The organism is Luteimonas deserti, from assembly GCF_013425765.1.
Taxonomy (GTDB): Bacteria; Pseudomonadota; Gammaproteobacteria; order Xanthomonadales; family Xanthomonadaceae; genus Luteimonas; species Luteimonas deserti.
In genome coordinates this window covers 350,143-369,710 of record NZ_JACCJZ010000020.1, presented here as the reverse complement: position 1 = coordinate 369,710, position 19,568 = coordinate 350,143, and the positions used below count along the sequence as shown (strand labels likewise).

Here is a 19,568-nt window from a genome sequence, read left to right as displayed (position 1 = left end):
GGAACTCCACGTCATGACCGTCCCCCGTCCCAACGCTGTCGCCGCCGCCCAGCGCGGCTTCACCCTGATCGAACTGATGGTGGTGATCGTGATCCTCGGCCTGCTCGCGACGGTCGTGGTGATCAACGTCCTGCCCAGCCAGGACCGCGCGATGGTGGAGAAGGCGCGCGCCGACGTCGCCCTGCTCGAACAGGCGCTCGACAGCTACCGCCTCGACAACCTCGGCTATCCCCGTACCGAACAGGGCCTGCAGGCCCTGCTGCAGCCTCCGGCCGGGTTGGCCCGACCCGAACGCTATCGCGCGGGCGGCTATATCCGCAGGCTGCCGTCCGATCCGTGGGGCAACGCCTACCAGTACCGGTCGCCCGGACGACGCGGCGCGTTCGACGTGTATTCGTTCGGCGCCGACGGTGCCGAGGGTGGCGAAGGCGACAACGCCGACATCGGCAACTGGCAGTAGCCGAACGCCGATGCCGCGTCCCCAGGCCGGGCTCACGCTGATCGAACTGCTCGTGGTGCTGGTCGTCATCGGCCTGGCCACGACTGCGGTCGCACTGACCATGCCCGCCGGCGACGCCACGCTGCGCCGCCAGGCCGAAGACCTCGGCCTGAGGCTTCGACACGCGCGCGACGAGGCCATTCTCGGCGGCCGCGCGATGCAGGTCGGGATCGACGCTGCGGGCTACCGCTTCAGCCGCCGCGAGTTCGGCGCCTGGCACGCCATCGACGACGCACCGTTCGCGCCGCGGGCCTGGGCCGACGGTGTCGCCGTCGTCCTGCCGGAGCAGCGCGACCGGCTCAGCGTCCGCTTCGATGCGACAGGCACGGCGGAGCCGCAACGCCTGCGGCTGCAGCGCGACGGCACGCAGGCGCAGATCGATGTCGACGCCGCCGGACAGGTGCGCGTGCAATGACGGCGCGGGCGCGCGGGTTCTCGCTGATCGAGCTGCTGGTGGCACTGGCGGTGTTCGCACTGGTCGTCGTCGCCCTGCTCAACCTGGGTGGCGGAAGCGCCCGCACGGCGATGCAGCTCGAGACCCGGATGCTCGCCGGCATCGTGGCCGACACCCTCGCCGCCGAGGCCCAGCTCGAGACCGCTGCGGGGCCGGCCGAGGGAAGCGAGCGCCTGGGTGACCGCACCTGGCGCTGGACGCGAGGCATCGAACCGGCCGGCGGCGGGCTCGCCCGGGTGCGGATCGCGGTATTCGCCGATGACGGCCAGCAGGTCGCCAGTGCCGAGGTGCTGCGATGAGGCGGGCCGCGTCCGCCGGCGGCTTCACCCTGATCGAGGTGCTGGTGTCGCTGGCGGTCTTCGCGCTGCTCGCCGCCGCGGCCGTCGGCGTGCTCGCCTGGACCGCCGACCAGCAGCAGGCGCTGCGCGCGCGCATGGAGCGGGCGGCCGAACTGCAGCGCGCGTATGCCCTGCTCAAGTCGGACCTCGGCCAGGCCGCGTTGCGGCGCACGCGCGGCAGCGACGGCGCGGCCGGCCTGTCCGCGTTCGCCGCCGCACCGCCCGACGACCCGTCCAGGCCATTGTTCGGCTTCGTGCGCCACGGCTGGGAAAACCCGGACCAGGCGCCGCGTGCCTCGCTGCAGTACGTGGAATACCGCGTCGCCGAGGGTCGCCTGGAACGCAGCAGCCGGCCCGCCCTCGACGGCGCGCGCGCCTCCGCGCCGCAGGTCATGCTCGACGGCGTGCAGACCGTGCGCGCGAGCTACTACTCGGGTGGCTTCTGGAGCGACGGCTGGGGCGGCGGTCTCGATACCCTGCCGCAGGCGGTCGCCCTGGATTTCGAGCTGCGCGATTTCGGCCACGTGCGGGGCGTGTTCCTGCTGCCCGGGACCGCCCGATGAGCGCGCCCGCACGACAGCACGGCATGGCCCTGCTGACGGTACTGCTGTTGACGGTGGTGATGACGGTGCTGGCCATGGCCATGCTCGACGACATCCGCTTCGGCACACGACGGGCCCAGAACGCCTACGCCGTCGCCCAGGCGCAGCGTTACGCCCTGGGCAGCGAGGCCCTCGCCCTGCGGCGCATCGGCGAGCTGCAGCGCGAAGGCGTGGCCGCCGAGCAGTGGAACGGCAAGCCGCTGCTGTTTCCCATCATCGAGGATGAGCAGGCCCGCGGCATGGTCCGCGCACGGCTGGACGATGCCAGCACCTGCTTCAACCTCAACAGCGTGGTGACCGGCGCTGCCGAGCAATGGCAGCGCCTCGAGCTCGGCGTGCAGCAGTACGTGGCCCTGCTCCAGGCGCTCGGCATCGCCGCCGCCCAGGCCCAGACCCTGGCCGACACGCTCGCCGACTGGATCGACAGCGATGCGCAGCGTGCGCCGCTGGGCGCCGAGGACGCCACCTATGCGGCGCTCGTACCCGCCTACCGGACCAGTGGCGCCCTGCTCGCCGAAGTCTCCGAACTGCGCGCGATCCGCGGCTACGACGCGGACCTGTATGCGCGCATCCGGCCCTACGTCTGCGCGCTGCCGAGCGCCACGCTGTCGCCGGTGAACGTCAACGCCCTGCGTGCGGACCAGGCGCCGGTGCTGAGCATGCTCAGCCTCGGACAGCTCACGCCCGCCGAAGCACAGCGCAGGATCGCGGCCCGCCCCGCCGGTGGCTGGCCCGACGCGACTGCATTCTGGTCGCAGCCCGGCCTCGCGGCCGCGGAGCTGCCCAACGAGGTCTACGGGCAGATCCAGCTGCGAAGCCAGTGGTTCGCACTGGAAACCGAAGTCGACTACACCGGCGCGCAGGCCGTGTTGACAGCCCTGATCCACGCCGGTGGCAACGACAGCCGCCTGCTCGTCCGACGCTGGACCCCTGACGAATGAGCCCGACCCCACCCCCCGTCCGCCTGCTGCTGGTGTCCGCGGACCCGGCGCGGCCGTCGCTGTGCCTGCATGTCGACGGCGCCGGCACCATTGCCGCGCGCCGGTACTGCGATGCCGCGAACCCGCTACCGGCGCAGCCCGGCGCCCGCGACGTCCTCGCGGTGCCGTCCGAGGCGCTGCGCGTGCAGTGGCTGGACCTGGCCGCGCACAGTCCGGCGCAGGCACTCGCCGCGGCCCGGCTGATGCTGCAGGACCGGATCGCCGGGGCCGATGCGCAGCTCCACATCGCCGTCGGCCACGTGGAGGGCGACGCCGACCGGCGCCCGGTGGCCGTGGTCGACGAGGCCTGCATGCAGAGGTGGTTGCGGCAGGCCCGTGAATCGGGCTTGCAACCCGTGACCGTCGTGCCGGACTGCCTCCTGCTCGACGCGCCCGTCGACGACGTCGTGCAGGTCTGCGAGCGCGACGGACGGCTGCTGGTCCGTGGCCATGAACTCGCATTCGCCGCCGAGCCCGATCTCGCCGCCCACCTCCTCGGTGCCCGTGCGGTGCACCGCATCGACTCGGCCGCCTTCGAAGCGTGCGTCGCGTCCAATGCACGGGGCGCCGCCGCGCTCGATCTGCTGCAGGGGCCGCACGCGCCGCACGACGGCACCGGCCGTCGCCGACGCCGCCGCCTGACGTGGCTGCTCGCACTGGTGCTGCTGTCGCCGGTGCTGCTGCTCGCGGCCCAGACCGTCCAGCGCACGCTGGCCGCGCACTGGCTCGAGCGACGGGTCGATTCCCTCGCGACGGCGTACCGGGCGTCGCTGAGCGGCGCGTCGCTGCCGGCCTACTACCGCCAGCGGATCGCTCCCGAGCTGCTGGCCCTGCACTCGGCGCGGCTGTTCGAGGCCCTGCGCGCCGTACCCGGCGTCCAGCTCGACAGTTACGAGTTCGCGCCCGGAACCGGCGTCCGTGCAGGCCTCCGGCTCGCGGCCGTGCAGGACCTCGACGCCCTCAACCTGCTGCTCGCCGAGCACCATCTGGTGCTGGTGGCACTGGACACCCAGCCGCTCGAACAGGGGGTCCACAGCCTCGTCGCCGTGGAGGCCCTGCAATGACCGCGGCCGTCCTGCGTCTGCAATCGTGGTGGCGACAGCGCGAACCGCGCGAGCGCCGGATGCTGGGTCTGATGGTGCTCGCGCTCGCCGCGTTCGTACTCTGGTACGCCGTGCTGGTGCCGCTGCGCCAGGCGCGCGCGAGTGCGCAGGTGCGCTACGAGCGTGCAGCGCTGGCGCTGGTGCAGACCGAGCTGCAGCTGGCGCAACTGCGCACCCTCGACCAGCGCGAGCTCGCGCCGCCCGAGGATGCCGCCGCGTTGAAGCAGACGGTCATGGCCGCTGCACAGGCGACCGGCCTCGCCGTGAGCCGCGAACGCGAACGCGACCAGGATTCAGGCGGCTTCGGCATCGAGGTCGATGCCGCCAGCCCGCAGCAGTTGTTCGCCTGGCTGGACGCGCTGCGCCAGGCGCACGGCCTGGCCCCGTCCACGCTCAGCGTGGCAAAACGCGAAGGCATGCTGCGCGTGCAGGCGGAGTTCGATCCGGTGGAATGACGGCGCCCGTCACAGCCGGCATTGGGCGTTACCCGGTGCACCGGCGTCGCCGCGCGACGTCCCGGACGGGCGCCTGGATCGAGCGATGCCGCCCGACGCCGCGTCGCGGGATCATCGCGGCAGGCGCCGCGCACGACTCCGCTGCCGCGGCGTCGGCACCGGCTACCAGTTGACCTGCGTGCGCAGCGCGTATTGGCCGGTGCCGTCGCCGTCGAGACGGTTGTCGCCCCAGATGCGGTTGAACATGAAGCGCACAGACGGGTTGAGGTAGTAGTTCAAGCCGACGATCACGCTGCGGGCTCCGCGGTCGGCGAGGTCACGGTTTTCGATCACGTCGTAGCGCGCGCTGAGTTCCCACAGGCCGCGGTCGCTCGCGCGCGGCGCGCCGAAGACCCCGGTGCCGGTCTTGTAGGGCCGATGGCCGCCGTTGAGCAGCCAGCTGCCCTGCAGATACCAGGCCAGCACGTCCTCGTCGCCACCCGCCGGCTGTTCGAACGCGGCGCGCACGTACTCGCCCTGCACGAACACCGGGCCGAACGCGCCTGCCGCCTCGAGCCCCCGCGCATCGACACTGCCGCCGCTGGCGCCCGGGGTGCCGGCAACAGCCAGCGTCGGCCCCCGCCGGCCGGCATAGGCCGCGCTCGCAGCGATGTCGGCCGATCCCTGGTTCGCGTTCTCGGTGCTCGCCCACGCCCCCAGATGCACCGTGCGCGCCTCGTCGGCGATCGGGGTCCAGGTGACCCGGCCGGAGGCGCCCACGCCCTCGTTGCGCGGACCCTGGGCACCGCGCAGGTTGAATACGGTGAAGCCCGCGGTATGCCGCTCGCCGGCGCGCAGGTAGCCGACGCCCTGCTGGAACTGGCGACCTGCGAACAGGCCCGCCGCCGAGGCGAACGGCCGCTCCATCATCAGGATGTCGTTGGAGCTCGTCAGCTCGTCCATCGAGCGGTAGGGCTTGAAGTGGCCGATCGTCACCCGCCCGCCCCACAGCCCCGTGGCCACGTACGCATCACGCAGGCCCTCGAGATTGGAGCCGGCAGCGAAGTCCTGTTCCAGCTTGTACTCCCAGCCGTAGGCCTTACCGGCCAGCGACAGCCGTGCGCGCCGGAACTCGGTGGTGCCGGTGGCCGGGGCCGTGTCCCGGTCGAAGGCATAGGCATCGAAGTGGATGCGCCCGCCGACCGACATCTCGAAGCCGCGATCCGGAGCCTGCACGCGCAGCCCACCCTGGGTCTCCACCCGGGGCGCTGCGGGCGCGGACGGCGTGGCCGCGACCGCGGCATCGGCCGCAGTCGCCGGGCCCGCCACCCCGGCGTGCTGTTCGAGTGCATCGACCTTGGCCTGCAGCGCCGCGAGCTGCGCCCTGAGCGCCTCGAGCTCGGCACGCGTGTCCGGCTCGGCGGCGGAGGCACCGCCCCCGACAGCGAGCGCGATGGAGAGGAACAGGAGGGCCTTGCGCATGGAGGGTCTCTCGACAGGACGCGGGGGCGTGCCAGGGATGAAGGCGGAATTATGACATTCCCGCGTCAGCCCCCGCCGCCTGTCACATTGCGGTCCTGCCCCGACCGGAGGCCGTGTCACCCGTCCGCAATGCACCGGACACGCGGACGCCATGCGCGCGGAGTGCAATGCATGCACATGCCGCGCGCGCCGCCCATCCCTCTCCCTGGGCGGTCCGCGCGGCATGTCGCGAGGGTGCCCGCAGAGCACACGGTGAGCGCCGGGCCGGCTCGGACGAGGATCCCCAGCGGGCTTCAGTCGGGTCGACCGCGACGCGCCTCGGCCTCGAGGACCGCATGCCGGCGCGGCGGACGGTGCCGGACGGCCGCGGGACCGTCATACGAATGAAATAAAAACATCATTAAATGCGCGTACCGGGCGACGCGCCATGCGTCGTCCCTTTTCCCGGAGCTTTCCAGATGCCTCGTCAGACGGTCCGAATCGGCGCGCTCGCCCTCGCTTCGCTCTTTTTCCTCGCTGCCTGTGGCGGCAATTCCGACGCACCGGCCGGCCAGGCGGGCGCAGGCGCTCCGGGCCAGGGCCAGGGCAGCGGCGACCGGGTCACTGCCGAGATCACCGGCGCCGGCGCCACCTTCATCTATCCGCTGGTGTCGAAGTGGTCGGCCGACTACAACGCCGCCACCGGCAACCGGGTCAATTACCAGTCGATCGGTTCGGGCGGCGGCATCGCCCAGATCAAGTCGGGCACGGTGGACTTCGGTTCGTCGGACAAGCCGCTCGACAGCGCCGAGCTGCAGGCCGCCGGCCTCGGGCAGTTCCCGTCGGCGATCGGTGGCGTCGTACCCGTGTTCAATGTCGAAGGCCTGCAGCCGGGCCAGCTGCGTCTCACCGGCGCGGTGCTGGCCGACATCTTCCTCGGCAAGATCGGCACCTGGAACGATCCGGCCATCGCCGGGCTCAACCCCGGCGTCGCCCTGCCCTCGGGCAAGATCAGCATCGTTCACCGCTCTGACGGCTCGGGCACCACGTTCAACTTCTCGAATTACCTGTCCAAGGTGAACCCGGACTGGAAGAGCCGCGTCGGTGAAGGCACCTCGGTGCAATGGCCGGTGGGCGTGGGCGGCAAGGGCAACGAGGGCGTCGCCTCCTACGTGCAGCAGATCAAGGGCTCGATCGGCTATGTCGAGCTGGCCTATGCGCTGCAGAACAACATGCCCTACGCCTCGCTGCAGAACGCGGACGGCAACTGGGTGCAGCCCAACGCCGAGAGCTTCGCGGCGGCCGCAGCCAATGCGGACTGGGCCAACGCGCAGGACTTCAACCTGGTCATCACCAACGCCGCCGGCGCCAATGCATGGCCGATCACCGCGACCAACTTCATGTTGATGCCCAAGCAGCCGCGCAACCCGGCGCGCAGCCAGGCGACGCTGGCGTTCTTCAAGTGGGCGTTCGAATCCGGCCAGGCCCAGGCGAACGAGCTGCATTACGTGCCGCTGCCCGCGCCGCTGGTCGAGCAGATCGAGGCGTACTGGGCGAACGAGTTCAAGTGATGCAGCGGCCACGTCCGTTGCCGGGGGCGCGGCCACGCGCCCCCGCGACGGCCGGACACCACTGATGGCGACGACAGGCCCGGACGCGGACAGCGCCCGGGCCTGGTGATCTCCGGGCAGGTGCGATGCAATCTGCGAAGACACCGGATGCCCGCACCCGCGGGATACGACGGACCCAAGGACACCGATGACCGCCGCTACGCTTTCCGCAGTGCCCGCTCCCCGGCAACGCGACATCCGCGACGCACGCAACGACCGCATCTTCCGTCTGGCCCTGGGCGCGACGGTCGTCCTGGTGATGCTGGCCCTGGCCGGCGCCGCACTGTCGATGCTGTGGGGCGGCCGCGATGCCCTGGCCACCCAGGGCCTGTCGTTCTTCACCAGTGCCGACTGGAATCCGGTCGAGAACCGCTACGGCGCGCTGGTGCCGATCCTCGGCACCATCGTCACCGCCCTGATCGCGATGCTGATCGCGGTTCCGGTGAGCTTCGGCATCGCCTTCTTCCTCACCGAGGTCGCGCCGCGCTGGCTGCGCGGCCCGATCGGCACCGCGATCGAACTGCTGGCCGGCATCCCGTCGATCATCTACGGCATGTGGGGCCTGTTCGTGCTGGTGCCGGTGATGACCACCTACGTCACCCCGTTCCTCAACGACTATTTCGGTGCGATCCCGGGCATCGGCCTCCTGTTCCAGGGCCCGCCACTGGGCATCGGCACGCTCACTGCGGGCTTCGTGCTCGCGATCATGGTGATTCCCTTCATCTCGGCGGTGATGCGCGAGGTCTTTCTGACCGTGCCCACGCGCCTGAAGGAATCGGCCTATGCGCTCGGCGCGACCAAGTGGGAGGTCAGCTGGGACATCGTGCTGCCCTACACCCGCTCGGCGGTCATCGGCGGCATCTTCCTCGGCCTCGGCCGCGCGCTCGGCGAGACCATGGCGGTCGCGTTCGTGATCGGCAATTCGGTGCGCCTGACACCGTCGCTGCTCGAGCCCAGCACGACGATCGCCGCACTGATCGCCAACGATTTCGGCGAGGCCACGGAAACCTACCGCTCGGCCCTGCTGCTGCTCGGCTTCGTGTTGTTCGTGGTGACCTTCGTGGTGCTGGCGATCGCACGCCTGATGCTGATGCAACTCGCCCGCAGGGAGGGCAAGTGATGCCCGTCGCGATCACCGAACGCGAACGCCAGGTCGCCGACCGGCTGCACACCCGGCGCCGCATCAAGAATGGCGTCGCCATCGCACTCGGCTGCCTGACCGCGGCGTTCGGCCTGTTCTTCCTCGGCTGGATCCTGTGGACCCTGGTCTCGAAGGCCGCAGGGGGCATCAACTGGGCCCTGTTCACCCAGATGACGCCGCCTCCCATGCAGGAGGGCGGCCTGCTCAACGCCTTCTTCGGCAGCGCGGTGATGTGTGCCCTGGCGATCGGCATCGGCACGCCGCTGGGCATCGCCGCGGGCACCTGGCTCTCGGAGTACGGCCGCGCGCGCAAGATCGGCACGGTGGTGCGCTTCATCAACGACATCCTGCTGTCGGCGCCGTCGATCGTCCTCGGCCTGTTCGTCTACACGCTGTTCGTGATGCAGACCGGCGGCCGCTTCTCGGCCCTCGCCGGCGCGATCGCCCTCGCCTTCATCGTGCTGCCCGTGGTGATCCGCACCACCGACGAGATGCTCCAGCTGGTGCCGACCCAGATGCGCGAGGCGGCCCTGTCGCTGGGCGTGCCGCACTGGAAGGTCATCATGCAGGTGCTCTACCGCAGCGCCTCGGCCGGTATCCTCACCGGTATCCTGCTCGCGCTGGCGCGCATCAGTGGCGAGACCGCGCCGCTGCTGTTCACCGCGTTCGGCAACCAGTACTGGAACAGCGACATCATGCGGCCGATGGCCAGCGTGCCCGTGGTGATGTACCAGTACGCCGGCAGCCCGTACGAATCCTGGCAGCAGCTGGCCTGGGCCGGCGCCCTGGTGCTGACGTGCTTCGTGTTGCTGGTGAGCCTGAGTGCCCGTGCGATCCTGCTGCGCAAGCGTGTCGTCCACGACTGATCCCGCCATGACCCTCTTCCGACCGGACCCGTCCATGAACGAGCTTCACAACGCCCCGTCGTCGCAGCGCATCCAGCTCGCGACCCACGCGCGCGACACGCTGGCACCGGCGCCGGTGAAGATCGCCGCGCGCGGGCTGGATTTCCATTACGGCGATTTCCATGCGCTCAAGGCCATCGACCTCGAGATTCCGGAAAAGCGCGTGACCGCGCTGATCGGGCCGTCGGGCTGCGGCAAGTCCACCCTGCTGCGGATCTTCAACCGCATCTATGCGCTGTATCCGAAGATGACCGCCAGCGGCGAGGTGCTGCTCGACGGCGAGAACATCCTGTCGCCGAAGTATCCGATGAACCGCCTGCGCAGCAAGGTCGGCATGGTGTTCCAGAAGCCGGTGCCGTTTCCGATGACGATCTTCGAGAACGTCGCCTACGCGATCCGCCATCACGAGAAGCTGTCGAAGGCGGCACTGGCCGAGCGCGTCGAGCAGGCGCTGACCCAGGCCGCGCTGTGGAACGAGGTCAAGGACAAGCTGGGCCAGAACGCGCTGGGCCTGTCCGGCGGCCAGCAGCAGCGCCTGTGCATCGCCCGCGCCGTGGCCCTGCGCCCCGACGTGCTGCTGCTCGACGAGCCGACGTCGGCGCTCGACCCGATCTCCACCAGCCGTATCGAACAGCTGGTCGAGGAACTCAAGGTGGACTACACCATCGTCATCGTGACCCACAACATGCAGCAGGCGGCCCGCGTCTCGGACTACACCGCCTTCATGTACCTCGGCGACCTGATCGAGCACGACACGACCGAGACGATCTTCTCCAAGCCCTCGAAGCAGCAGACCGAGGACTACATCACCGGTCGGTTCGGGTGAGGCGGGGCCGCGTGCGCGGCACCATCCCGCGCCCTGCCCGGCGCCGGGCGCGTCGCCACGCGCGCCCGTCGTAGAACCTCGGCTCCATCGCTGCCTCTTCTCTCTGCCGCCACCGTTTCCAGGTATCCGCCATGCCCAACCAACTCAACGACCACATCGTCAAGAGCTACGACGACGAGCGCAGCCGCCTGATCAACGAGATCCTGCGGATGGGCGAGATGGCGGCCGCGCAGCTGGAATCGGCCCTGGACGTGGTCGAGCGCCGCGACGACAAGGCCGCCGAGCGGATCATCGCCAACGACGAAGCGATCGATGCGCTGGAGCACGAGGTCAGCCAGGACGTGATGAAGCTGGCGCTGCGCGGCCCGATGGCGCGCGACCTGCGCGAGATCCTCGCCGCGCTGCGCATCGCGGCCGACATCGAGCGCATCGGCGACTACGCCGCGAACGTCGCCAAGCGCTCGACCGCGCTCAACCTCGCGCCGCCGCTGCCGCACACCCGCGGGCTGACCGTGCTCGGCCAGCTGGCCGTGCGCCAGGTGCGCGACGTGCTGGTCGCCTTCCGCACCAACGACGCCGAGGCCGCGCAACGTGTACGCGACCAGGACGCCGAGATCGACACCGTCTACACCAGCCTGTTCCGCGAGCTGCTGACCTACATGATGGAAGACCCGCGGGCGATCACGCCGAGCACGCACCTGCTGTTCATGGCCAAGAACATCGAGCGCATCGGCGACCACGCCACCAACATCGCCGAGAACATCTGGTTCCTGGTGCACGGCGACGAGGCGCTGCCGCCGCGCGACAAGCGCGACGAGACCAACACGGTCAGCTGACGCGGCGCAGGACGCATCGCGTTGCGGCGTCCGGGCGCCTGGGTGCGACGACCGCTCTGCTAGGCTTGCGCGCATGAGCGATGTCGCAGTTCCGGCCGACCAGGCCGTCCCCCATCTTCCGATGTGCCGCCGCTTCCGCGGCTTTCTGCCCGTCGTGGTCGACGTGGAGACCGGCGGATTCGACGCGCGCCGCCACGCGCTGCTCGAGATCGCGGCGATCCCGCTCGACATCGACGGCGACGGACGCCTGGTGCCGGGCGCCTCGGCACATGCGCATGTCGAGCCGGCCGAAGGCATGGAGATCGATCCGCAGTCGCTCGAAGTGACCGGCATCGACATCCATCATCCGTTCCGTCTGGCCCGGGTGGAGCGCGATGCGCTCGAGCACGTGTTCGCGGCGGTGCGCGTCGCGCTCAAGCATCACCAGTGCCAGCGCGCGATCCTGGTCGGTCACAACGCGCATTTCGATCTCGGTTTCGTCAACGCGGCAGTCGAGCGCAGCGGTCACAAGCGCAACCCCTTCCACCCGTTCAGCGTGTTCGACACCGTCACCCTCGCCGGCGTGGCCTACGGGCAGACGGTGCTGGCGCGCGCCGTGCAGGCGGCCGGGTACGACTGGGACCAGTCGCAGGCGCATTCCGCGCTCTACGACACCCAGCAGACGGCGCGGCTGTTCTGCCGCATCGCCAACGCCTGGCCCGCGCCGCTGCAGTCGCCCGGGTGACGGATCGCGCGCGGTGCCGGCTCAAGCAGCCAGCTTGAGCCCGACGATACCGGCGACGATCAGGCCGAGGCTGACCAGCCGGGTCACGGTGGCCGGCTCGTCGAACAGCACGATGCCCAGCACCGCTGTGCCGACCGCACCCACGCCCACCCACACCGCGTAGGCGGTGCCGAGCGGCAGCGACTTCAGAGCGAGACCGAGCAGCCAGAAGCTGGCCACCATCGCGGCCACCGTGCCGAGCGTCGGCCACGGCCGGGTGAACCCTTCGGTGTATTTGAGGCCGATGGCCCAGGCGATCTCGAACAGGCCGGCCAGCAGCAGGATGAACCACGCCATGCGGACGTCTCCCTCGGTCGATGGGGCCGTCCCCGCGTGCTGCGCGATGGCGGGGTCGTCCCCGCCGCAGTGAGGACCAGGATTCTATCGGCCACGGGCTGAATCGGGCGCCGCCGGTCCGGCCCGAATGCGCGGCGATGAAGGGCCCGGTGGCCGGGACCTCGACGCGGCTCAGCCATCGCAGAGCTGGTCGCGTCCTGCGCTCTTGGCGCGGTAGAGGGCCATGTCGGCGCGCCGCACCAACTGGGCAGGGGCCGTGTCCAGCGGATCGATGCGCGTCGACCCGGCGCTGATCGTGATCCGCAGCCCGGGCACCCCGCCCCAGTCCGTGCGCCGTGCGAACGCGTCGCGCAGGCGGGCGTAGACCACGTGGGCCTCGTCCGGACTGGTGTCGACCAGGATCAACGCGAACTCTTCGCCGCCGATGCGTGCCGCGATGTCGGTGGCCCGGCACGCGCCCATCAGCAGTTCGCCCACCTGGCGCAGCACCGCATCGCCGACGACATGGCTGTACTGGTCGTTGACTGTTTTGAACCGGTCGACGTCCAGGATCATCAGGCACAGCGGCTGGCCCTTGCGATGCGCACGGGCGAACTCACGCGCGAGCGCCGCGTCGAAACTGCGCCGGTTCGGCAGGCCGGTCAGTGCGTCCTCGAGCGCCTGGCGTTCGAAGGTCTCGGCCTGGGCCTGCAGCCGGCCCAGCAGCTCGGTCTTCTCGCGGTCCGCCTCGAGCAGCTGCTCGGTCTGCCGCTGCAGGGTCCGCGTGCGCTCGTCGACCAGGTGGCTCAGCCTGTCGTTCGCTCTGCGATAGCGGCGCAGGCGCACGCCGTAGAGCAGCGCCGGCGCCAGCAGCGCGAGTACCGCGAGCGCCAGCTGCACGCTGTGGCGCTGCCACCAGCGCGGCGCCACCGAGAAGTGCCAGGCCGCCGGATGCGCACTCCATTCGCCCTCCGGGTGCGCCGCTTCGACCTGCAGCACGTAGTCGCCCGGCGGCAGGCCGACGAACTCCACACTGCGCTGGCGGCCGTGTTCGATCCAGCGTGCGTCGAGGCCTTCGAGCCGTGTGCGGAAGCGGATCCGGTCCGACATCAGGAAGCTCAGCCCGACGAACGAGACCGAGATGCGAGCCCCGCCCTCCAGCTGCTGCCCGTCGCGCCAGTCCAGCGGCTCGCCATCCAGGCGCACGGCATCGATCCGCGGCACCGGCGGCAGCCGCTTTCGGTAGGAACTCCAGCGCTGCGGATCGACGCCGCTGATGCCGCGCGCGGTGGCCATCCACACCGAACCGTCGGCGCGCAGGATCGCCGACGGCGACGAGCTGCCGTTGCCCTGCGCGCTGGACATGCCGTCGATCTCGTCGTAGCGCTCGAGCGGGAGTGTCGCGAGGCGGCCATCGGCCACGGCGTCGAGATCCTGCATGCGCGCACGCAGCATGCCGCGATTGCTGGTGATCCAGGCATTGCCGATGCGGTCGGGCACGATCTGGAAGACGGTGTCGACCGGCAGACCCTGCGCCAGTCCGACCGGCGCGACCGCGTTCCCGCGTACGCGGTGAAGGCCGCGATCGGTGGCCATCCACACCGCGTCGCCGATGCGCCGGAAGGCGAACACGGTGCGCGCGCCGGCCGGAAGGGCCACATGCCGCACGCGCCCGCCCTCGAGCACGCTCGCCCCTTCCACCGAACCGACCCACAGGGCATCGTCGATCCAGGCCAGTGAGGTCACCAGTCCGGTCGGCAGACCCGGGACGCGCGGCGTGTCGACACGCCCGTCCACCAGCCGCACGGGGCCGCTGTGCGTGGCGATCCAGACCGCCCCGTCCGGCGTGGCCTCGATGGCCCGGATGTGGCCGGGGAATCCCTGCAGGCGGTCGACCACGACACCGTCGCGCATGCGGAACACGCGCCCGCCGTAGGCGCCCACCCAGACGTCGCCATCGCGGTCCTGGGCCAGGCTGAGCACCGACGGCGGCACGCCGGGCTGCAAGGCGAACGGCGCCAGATGGCCGTCCGGCAGGTGCCGGTCGAGCCCGCTGGCGCCGCCGATCCACAGCGTCCCGTCGCGATCCTCGAGCAGCGCGCGGGCATAGTCGCCGCTCAGGCCGTCGTGTGCGGTCAGGCGCTGGAACAGGGTTTCGCGCAGCCGGAACAGGCCGCCGTTGGCGCCCGCCCACACGCTGCCTTCGGCATCCTCGAGCAGACCGACGATGCGGCCCGGCGGACGCGCCGCATCGGTGGGCGGTGTCTCCACGCCGCGCGCGCCGATGCGCAGCAGGCCGCGACTCTCGCTGCCCAGCCACAACGCGCCGTGCCGATCCTGCAGCATCGCGGTGAAATCGCCCTGGCCGGGAATGCGGTAGCGCCGCGGCGCCGCGGCGCCTTCGATCCGGTGCACGCTGTCGCCGGCCACCAGCCAGATCGCGCCGTCCGGTGCCCGGTACGGCCAGGCCAGTCCCGGGGCGAGGCCCAGCGCCGCCGGCGCGCGGTGCAGGCGGCCGTCCGGCTCCCGCACGAGCAGGCCACCGAGCCCGCCGATCCAGATCCGCCCATCCTGCCCGACCGCCATGTGCGGATAACTCAGGGCAAGGGGTACCCCCGGCGGCGGTTCGGTGTACTCGAAGCGGCCATCGGCATGCAGCGCGCCGAGGCCACGGCCTTCGAACAGCAGCCACAGGCGGCCCTGTGCGTCCATGACCATCGCGTGCACCAGCACCTGTGGCCAGCCTTCCTCGGCCGCGCTCCAGACGCGCCATGCGCCGCCGGCGTCGCGGCGACCGACGTTGCCGCGCGAATCGCTGAACCACAGCGCGCCCGTCGGGTCGACATAGAGCGTGCCCACGCCGTTGTCCAGCAGTGCGGGCGTGGACGTGCTGCGGTCGTAGACCACGAACTCCAGGCCGTCGTAGCGCACCAGCCCTTCCCAGGTGGCGAACCAGAGATAGCCGTCCGGGGTCTGCGCGAGGTCGCGGATCGAGTTGTGCGGCAGGCCGTCGCGCGACGTCCACTGGTCGACCGCGTAATCGCGCAGCGGACCGGGCATGGTCGCTGCCGGGGCCGCGGCGTCGACAGAGGCGGCGGTGCCCGTGCACACGCCGGCAGCCAGCACGCCGGCGAGCAGCCAGCGCAGCGTCCACCCCCGCCATCCACGCAAGAGGATGCCCGCCCGCGCCAGGCTCACGGTCCCGACCACGTCCCCGCTCTGTGCCGGGTCAGCCGGCCGCGCGCTGGCGGACGGCTTCGAACAGGGTGACGCCCGCGGCGACCGACACGTTGAGACTTTCGACACCGGCCGCCGCGGCCGCGCCCGGCATCGGGATGGTCACCAGCTGGTCGCAGTGCTCGCGGGTCAGGCGGCGCATGCCGTCGGCCTCGCCGCCCAGCACCAGGGCCACGTTGCCGCGCAGATCGATGGCGTACAGCGAGCCGTCCGCCTCGCCGGCCAGGCCGTAGATCCACACGCCGAGCTTCTGCAGGTCGCGCAGCGTGCGCGAGAGATTGGTCACCCGCACCACCGGCACGTGGTCGGCGGCGCCGGCCGATGTCTTGCGCACGGTCGCGTTGACCTGCACCGCCTTGTCCTTGGGGATCACCACCGCGGTAGCGCCCGCGGCCGCGGCGCTGCGCAGGCAGGCGCCGAGATTGTGCGGATCCTGCACGCCGTCGAGCACCAGCAGCAGCGCCTTTCCGGACGCGGCTTCGACCAGACCCTCGAGTTCGTCCTCGTCCCAGGTCTTCGCGGCCGCGTAGCGGGCCGCCGCGCCCTGATGGCGCAGGCCACCGGCGACGCCGTCGAGCGCCTGCTGGTTGACCCGGCGCACGTCGATGTCGCGCCGGCGCGCGTCGGATTCGATCTCGGTGATGCGCGGGTTCTTGGCACCGGCCTCCAGCAACACCTCGCGCACGTTGTCGGCGTCGTGCTCGACGGCCGCGGCGACGGCATTGATGCCGACGATCCACTGGTTCTGCTTGTTGCTCATGGCGCGCGTTGGGAGGGGGAAACAGGGCGGCAAGCGTACACGAGGGTGCCCGGCCCCCGCCTGCGCGGCGCTCAGGTGTCGTGATCGGGGTGCTGGTTGGACACGATCCGGGCGAGGAACGCGCTCGCGTCGCCGGCATCGGTGGACCGGCTCGGCAGCTGCGCGATCGCGTCAACGAACGGCAGCGCCGCTTCGGCGCCGTACTGGACCACCGGCGGCATCAGCGCCGGCGTGTCGAAGGCGCCGGCCGCGATGGCCACGCCCTGGGGCGATTCGTAGGTCAGCGGCGTGCCGCAGTCCGCGCAGAAGCCCCGCTGGACGAGATTCGACGACGCGAACCGCCGGGGCACGCCCCGGGTCCATTCCAATGCGGCGTCGTCCACCGACACCAGTGGCGCGTAGTAGGCGCCGAACGCCTTCTGGCACATCCGGCAGTGGCAGACAGAGGCTTCCAGTGGACCCCGCGCGCTGAACCGCACCGCGCCACACTGGCAGCCACCCGTGAAGACCGTCTGCGCGCCGCCCACTGGACGACCTCAGTACGGCTGCTTGCTGCGCTTGGCGGGCGTACCACGCGCCGGCAACGGCTTGACCCCCTGCTCCGCCGCGTCCGGGTCGACCAGCCGGAAATCGATCTTGCGGTCTTCCAGGCTGGCCTTGAGCACGACGATACGCACCCGGTCACCGAGCCGGTACTCGCGACCCGCGCGCTGACCGCTGAGCATCCGCCGGATCGGATCGAAGCTGTAGAAATCGTTCGGCAGCTGGGTCACGTGGACCAGGCCGTTGACCTTGGACTGGTCGAGCTCGACGAACAGGCCGAAGCTGGTCACGCCGCTGATGACGCCGTCGAACTGGCCGCCGACGTGCTGCTCCATCCAGGCCGCGCGGTAGCGCTCGTCGACCTCGCGCTCGGCCTCGTCGGCCCGGCGCGCGCGCTCCGAGCACTGCAGCGACAGGCTTTCCATCAGGCGCGGCGTGTACATGAACTTCGCCAGCGGCAGCCCGGACAGCACGTGCTTGATCGCGCGGTGCACCAGCAGATCCGGATAACGGCGGATCGGCGAAGTGAAATGCGCATACGCCGCCAGCGCCAGGCCGAAGTGGCCGATGTTCTCGGTCGTGTAGACCGCCTGGCTCTGGCTGCGCAGCAACACCGACTCGAGCAGGGTCGCATCGGGCCGCTCGCGGATCTTCTTCAGCAGCTGGGTGAAATCCTTGGGCTGCACCTTCGACCACGGTGGCATGCGCAGCGAGAACTCCTTGAGGAATTCCAGCAGGTCGGCGTACTTCGCCTCCGGCGGCTTGTCGTGCACCCGGTACGGCGCGGAGATCGCCGCCTCGAGGAGGAACTCGGCCGCCTGGACATTGGCCGCGATCATGCATTCCTCGATCAGCTTGTGCGCATCGTTGCGCTGGAGCATGCCGGCCTGGGTGACCTCGCCGGTGTTGTCGAGCACGAAGCGCACTTCGGAGGATTCGAACTCGATCGCGCCGCGCTTGGCGCGCGCCTTGGCGAGCACCGCGTAGAGCTGGTGCAGGCGTTCGACCTGCGGCAGCACCGGCGCGATCGCCGCGCGCGTGTCCTCGTCCTGCTCGCCGACCGCCTTCCAGACCTGGGTATAGGTCAGGCGCGCATGCGAATGCATCACCGCTTCATAGAACTTCGAGTGCGACACCGTGCCGTCGCGCTGCACCTGCATGTCGCAGACGAAGCACATCCGGTCGACCTTCGGCTTGAGCGAGCAGATGCCGTTGGACAGCGTCTCGGGCAGCATCGGCACGACGAAACCCGGGAAATACACGCTGGTCGCGCGCAGCTGGGCCTCGTCGTCGAGCGGCGTGCCCGGGCGTACGTAGTTCGACACGTCGGCGATCGCGACCACCAGACGGAAGCCGTCGCGGTTGGGTTCGCAGTAGACCGCGTCGTCGAAGTCCTTGGCGTCCTCGCCGTCGATGGTCACCAGCGGCAGGCTGCGCAGGTCGACGCGGCCGCCGAGCATGCGTTCTTCGACGTCCACCGGGATCGCGGCGGCCTCTTCGAGCACTGCCTGGGAGAACTCGTGCGGCAGGTTGTGCCCGTGGATCGCGGCCTCGACCACCAGCGACGGCTTGAGCACGTCGCCGAGCACGGTCAGCACACGGCCGATCGGCGGGCGGTGCGCATCGCCCGGCGCGGTGATCTCGCACACCACCAGCTGGCCATGTGTCGCGTCCTGGCGTGCGTCCTGCGGAATCTGGATGTTGCGCTGGATGCGCTTGTCGTCGGGCACCACGAAGCTGATGCCGTGCTCGACCGCGAAGCGGCCCATCAGGCGCGTGGTGCGCCGTTCGAGCACCTCCACGATGACGCCGGCGCGGCGGCCGCGTGCGTCGACGTTGGTCAGGCTGGCCAGCACGCGATCGCCGTGCATCGCCTTGCGCATCTCCGCGGGCGGCAGGAACAGATCGTCGCCGCTGCCCGAATCGGGGCGCAGGAAGCCGAAGCCCTCCGGATTGGCGATCACCGTGCCGGGGATCAGGTCCATGCGCTTGGCCGGCACCAGGCCGCCGCGGCGGTTCTGCAGCAGCTGGCCCTCGCGCAGCATGGCTGCAAGACGCTTGCCCAGCGCGTCGCTGCGCTCGGGATCGGTCAGGCCGAGCTGCTCGGCCAGTTCCTCGGCCGTCTGCGGCCCCGGCGCGTCGGTCAGCAGCTGCAGGATCGCCTCGCGGCTCGCGATGGGGTTGGCGTAGCGAACCGCCTCACGGCCCGCGTGTGGATCCTCGAACCGGCCCGGGCGCGCGGCGGAGGGCCGCGGCGGCTGCGACGGCACGTGACGCTCGGCTGCAGGCCGGTCGTCCTGGGCGTTGCGCGGCCGGCCGGAGCGCAGTGCGCGGGCGAGTCCCGGATCGGGCATCCACGGCGGAAGCGGCGCGCTGCCGGCGGGGGCGGACTTGGGGCCGCGGGCTGCACCGGTGGCGCTGCGGTCGTTGGCGGGCCGGTCGGTGCCGGTCGGGGTGCGGCGTCCGCCGCGTTTGCTGGGTGGCTTGGACATCGCAGCGATGTTACACGCCACCCCCGTCCCGGCATCATCAACGCGCCGTGCGATCGTTGACAACGGCCGGGCGCATCGACAACATACGCGCCCTGACCTGCCCGGGTGGCGGAATTGGTAGACGCACTAGCTTCAGGTGCTAGCGGGGGCAACTCCGTGGAGGTTCGAGTCCTCTCCCGGGCACCAAGGTCATCGCAGGCTTACCACCCGCGAACATCGAACCCGCCACGGCGGGTTTTTTTGTGCCCGTCGCAAACACGCCGCCGGACGCCGACGGTGCCTTCGTGATCGGCGACGCCATGCCCGCG

The 19,568-nt window shown here is 70.8% G+C and carries 19 protein-coding genes and 1 tRNA gene; 14 read left to right on the top strand and 6 right to left on the bottom strand.

The window, feature by feature from the left end; translation table 11 throughout:
- Positions 1–13 precede the first annotated feature (13 nt).
- From gspG to gspM, 7 genes are read left to right on the top strand one after another with little or no spacing between them, the layout of a single operon-like run.
- Positions 14–460, top strand: a complete 447-nt coding sequence (gene gspG / locus H0E82_RS14255; protein ID WP_180546096.1) for a type II secretion system major pseudopilin GspG — start codon at positions 14–16, stop codon at positions 458–460.
- Positions 461–470: 10 nt separating this feature from the next.
- Positions 471–914 carry a GspH/FimT family pseudopilin gene (locus H0E82_RS14250; RefSeq protein WP_180546584.1) on the top strand — a complete coding sequence of 148 codons (444 nt, stop codon included), beginning with the start codon at positions 471–473 and terminating at the stop codon, positions 912–914.
- The gene (gene gspI / locus H0E82_RS14245; protein WP_180546095.1) at positions 911–1,252 is read left to right on the top strand and encodes a type II secretion system minor pseudopilin GspI; all 342 of its coding nucleotides are present in this window, start codon (positions 911–913) and stop codon (positions 1,250–1,252) included. The genes H0E82_RS14250 and gspI overlap by 4 nt, the downstream gene beginning before the upstream one ends.
- A complete protein-coding gene (gspJ, locus tag H0E82_RS14240; protein ID WP_180546094.1) occupies positions 1,249–1,854 on the top strand; it encodes a type II secretion system minor pseudopilin GspJ in 606 nt (201 codons plus the stop codon). Before gspI ends, gspJ begins: the two co-directional genes overlap by 4 nt.
- Positions 1,851–2,834, top strand: a complete 984-nt coding sequence (gspK, locus tag H0E82_RS14235; RefSeq protein ID WP_235974323.1) for a type II secretion system minor pseudopilin GspK — start codon at positions 1,851–1,853, stop codon at positions 2,832–2,834. Before gspJ ends, gspK begins: the two co-directional genes overlap by 4 nt.
- Entirely contained in the window at positions 2,831–3,937 is a 1,107-nt protein-coding gene (gspL, locus tag H0E82_RS14230; protein WP_180546093.1) for a type II secretion system protein GspL, read from the top strand. The genes gspK and gspL overlap by 4 nt, the downstream gene beginning before the upstream one ends.
- Positions 3,934–4,431: a type II secretion system protein GspM gene (gene gspM / locus H0E82_RS14225; protein ID WP_180546092.1), complete on the top strand. Its 498-nt coding sequence runs from the start codon at positions 3,934–3,936 to the stop codon at positions 4,429–4,431. Before gspL ends, gspM begins: the two co-directional genes overlap by 4 nt.
- Positions 4,432–4,593: 162 nt before the next feature.
- Here the strand turns inward: gspM and H0E82_RS14220 are convergent, their stop codons facing one another.
- On the bottom strand, positions 4,594–5,892 hold the full coding sequence (locus H0E82_RS14220) for an OprO/OprP family phosphate-selective porin (RefSeq protein ID WP_180546091.1): 1,299 nt from the start codon (positions 5,890–5,892) through the stop codon (positions 4,594–4,596).
- Between the two features lie 458 nt (positions 5,893–6,350).
- On the opposite strand from H0E82_RS14220, the gene pstS reads away from it, so the two are divergent.
- The 6 genes from pstS to rnt all read left to right on the top strand — a co-directional run bounded on the left by pstS (position 6,351) and on the right by rnt (position 11,913).
- Positions 6,351–7,442 carry a phosphate ABC transporter substrate-binding protein PstS gene (gene pstS / locus H0E82_RS14215; protein WP_180546090.1) on the top strand — a complete coding sequence of 364 codons (1,092 nt, stop codon included), beginning with the start codon at positions 6,351–6,353 and terminating at the stop codon, positions 7,440–7,442.
- 187 nt (positions 7,443–7,629) lie between these two features.
- Positions 7,630–8,601 (top strand): phosphate ABC transporter permease subunit PstC, encoded by a 972-nt coding sequence (gene pstC, locus H0E82_RS14210; protein WP_180546089.1) that lies wholly within the window; start codon positions 7,630–7,632, stop codon positions 8,599–8,601.
- Positions 8,601–9,488, top strand: coding sequence for a phosphate ABC transporter permease PstA (gene pstA, locus H0E82_RS14205; protein WP_180546088.1), 888 nt, complete (start codon positions 8,601–8,603; stop codon positions 9,486–9,488). Before pstC ends, pstA begins: the two co-directional genes overlap by 1 nt.
- Positions 9,489–9,522: 34 nt before the next feature.
- Positions 9,523–10,353: a phosphate ABC transporter ATP-binding protein PstB gene (gene pstB, locus H0E82_RS14200; RefSeq protein ID WP_425600348.1), complete on the top strand. Its 831-nt coding sequence runs from the start codon at positions 9,523–9,525 to the stop codon at positions 10,351–10,353.
- 131 nt (positions 10,354–10,484) lie between these two features.
- Positions 10,485–11,189, top strand: coding sequence for a phosphate signaling complex protein PhoU (gene phoU / locus H0E82_RS14195; protein ID WP_180546086.1), 705 nt, complete (start codon positions 10,485–10,487; stop codon positions 11,187–11,189).
- Between the two features lie 73 nt (positions 11,190–11,262).
- A complete protein-coding gene (gene rnt, locus H0E82_RS14190) occupies positions 11,263–11,913 on the top strand; it encodes a ribonuclease T (RefSeq protein WP_180546085.1) in 651 nt (216 codons plus the stop codon).
- 21 nt (positions 11,914–11,934) lie between these two features.
- Here the strand turns inward: rnt and sugE are convergent, their stop codons facing one another.
- From sugE to rnr, 5 genes are all read right to left on the bottom strand, one after another.
- Entirely contained in the window at positions 11,935–12,249 is a 315-nt protein-coding gene (gene sugE / locus H0E82_RS14185; RefSeq protein ID WP_180546084.1) for a quaternary ammonium compound efflux SMR transporter SugE, read from the bottom strand.
- A gap of 171 nt (positions 12,250–12,420) precedes the next feature.
- Complete coding sequence (locus tag H0E82_RS14180; RefSeq protein WP_180546582.1) at positions 12,421–15,288, bottom strand: ligand-binding sensor domain-containing diguanylate cyclase; 2,868 nt, start codon at positions 15,286–15,288, stop codon at positions 12,421–12,423.
- A 169-nt stretch (positions 15,289–15,457) separates the two neighbouring features.
- On the bottom strand, positions 15,458–16,225 hold the full coding sequence (gene rlmB, locus H0E82_RS14175; protein ID WP_180546083.1) for a 23S rRNA (guanosine(2251)-2'-O)-methyltransferase RlmB: 768 nt from the start codon (positions 16,223–16,225) through the stop codon (positions 15,458–15,460).
- A gap of 71 nt (positions 16,226–16,296) precedes the next feature.
- The gene (locus tag H0E82_RS14170) at positions 16,297–16,752 is read right to left on the bottom strand and encodes a GFA family protein (protein WP_328797046.1); all 456 of its coding nucleotides are present in this window, start codon (positions 16,750–16,752) and stop codon (positions 16,297–16,299) included.
- 9 nt (positions 16,753–16,761) lie between these two features.
- Positions 16,762–19,260, bottom strand: a complete 2,499-nt coding sequence (rnr, locus tag H0E82_RS14165; protein WP_180546081.1) for a ribonuclease R — start codon at positions 19,258–19,260, stop codon at positions 16,762–16,764.
- Between the two features lie 99 nt (positions 19,261–19,359).
- On the opposite strand from rnr, the gene H0E82_RS14160 reads away from it, so the two are divergent.
- Positions 19,360–19,446 (top strand) — tRNA-Leu (locus H0E82_RS14160).
- The last annotated feature ends 122 nt before the right edge of the window (positions 19,447–19,568 follow it).

Coding starts and splice junctions, on each gene's coding strand:
- gspG (WP_180546096.1), top strand. CDS start 14: ATGACCGTCCCCCGTCCCAACGCTGTCGCCGCCGCCCAGCGCGGCTTC.
- H0E82_RS14250 (WP_180546584.1), top strand. CDS start 471: ATGCCGCGTCCCCAGGCCGGGCTCACGCTGATCGAACTGCTCGTGGTG.
- gspI (WP_180546095.1), top strand. CDS start 911: ATGACGGCGCGGGCGCGCGGGTTCTCGCTGATCGAGCTGCTGGTGGCA.
- gspJ (WP_180546094.1), top strand. CDS start 1,249: ATGAGGCGGGCCGCGTCCGCCGGCGGCTTCACCCTGATCGAGGTGCTG.
- gspK (WP_235974323.1), top strand. CDS start 1,851: ATGAGCGCGCCCGCACGACAGCACGGCATGGCCCTGCTGACGGTACTG.
- gspL (WP_180546093.1), top strand. CDS start 2,831: ATGAGCCCGACCCCACCCCCCGTCCGCCTGCTGCTGGTGTCCGCGGAC.
- gspM (WP_180546092.1), top strand. CDS start 3,934: ATGACCGCGGCCGTCCTGCGTCTGCAATCGTGGTGGCGACAGCGCGAA.
- H0E82_RS14220 (WP_180546091.1), bottom strand. CDS start 5,892: ATGCGCAAGGCCCTCCTGTTCCTCTCCATCGCGCTCGCTGTCGGGGGC.
- pstS (WP_180546090.1), top strand. CDS start 6,351: ATGCCTCGTCAGACGGTCCGAATCGGCGCGCTCGCCCTCGCTTCGCTC.
- pstC (WP_180546089.1), top strand. CDS start 7,630: ATGACCGCCGCTACGCTTTCCGCAGTGCCCGCTCCCCGGCAACGCGAC.
- pstA (WP_180546088.1), top strand. CDS start 8,601: ATGCCCGTCGCGATCACCGAACGCGAACGCCAGGTCGCCGACCGGCTG.
- pstB (WP_425600348.1), top strand. CDS start 9,523: ATGAACGAGCTTCACAACGCCCCGTCGTCGCAGCGCATCCAGCTCGCG.
- phoU (WP_180546086.1), top strand. CDS start 10,485: ATGCCCAACCAACTCAACGACCACATCGTCAAGAGCTACGACGACGAG.
- rnt (WP_180546085.1), top strand. CDS start 11,263: ATGAGCGATGTCGCAGTTCCGGCCGACCAGGCCGTCCCCCATCTTCCG.
- sugE (WP_180546084.1), bottom strand. CDS start 12,249: ATGGCGTGGTTCATCCTGCTGCTGGCCGGCCTGTTCGAGATCGCCTGG.
- H0E82_RS14180 (WP_180546582.1), bottom strand. CDS start 15,288: ATGCCCGGTCCGCTGCGCGATTACGCGGTCGACCAGTGGACGTCGCGC.
- rlmB (WP_180546083.1), bottom strand. CDS start 16,225: ATGAGCAACAAGCAGAACCAGTGGATCGTCGGCATCAATGCCGTCGCC.
- rnr (WP_180546081.1), bottom strand. CDS start 19,260: ATGTCCAAGCCACCCAGCAAACGCGGCGGACGCCGCACCCCGACCGGC.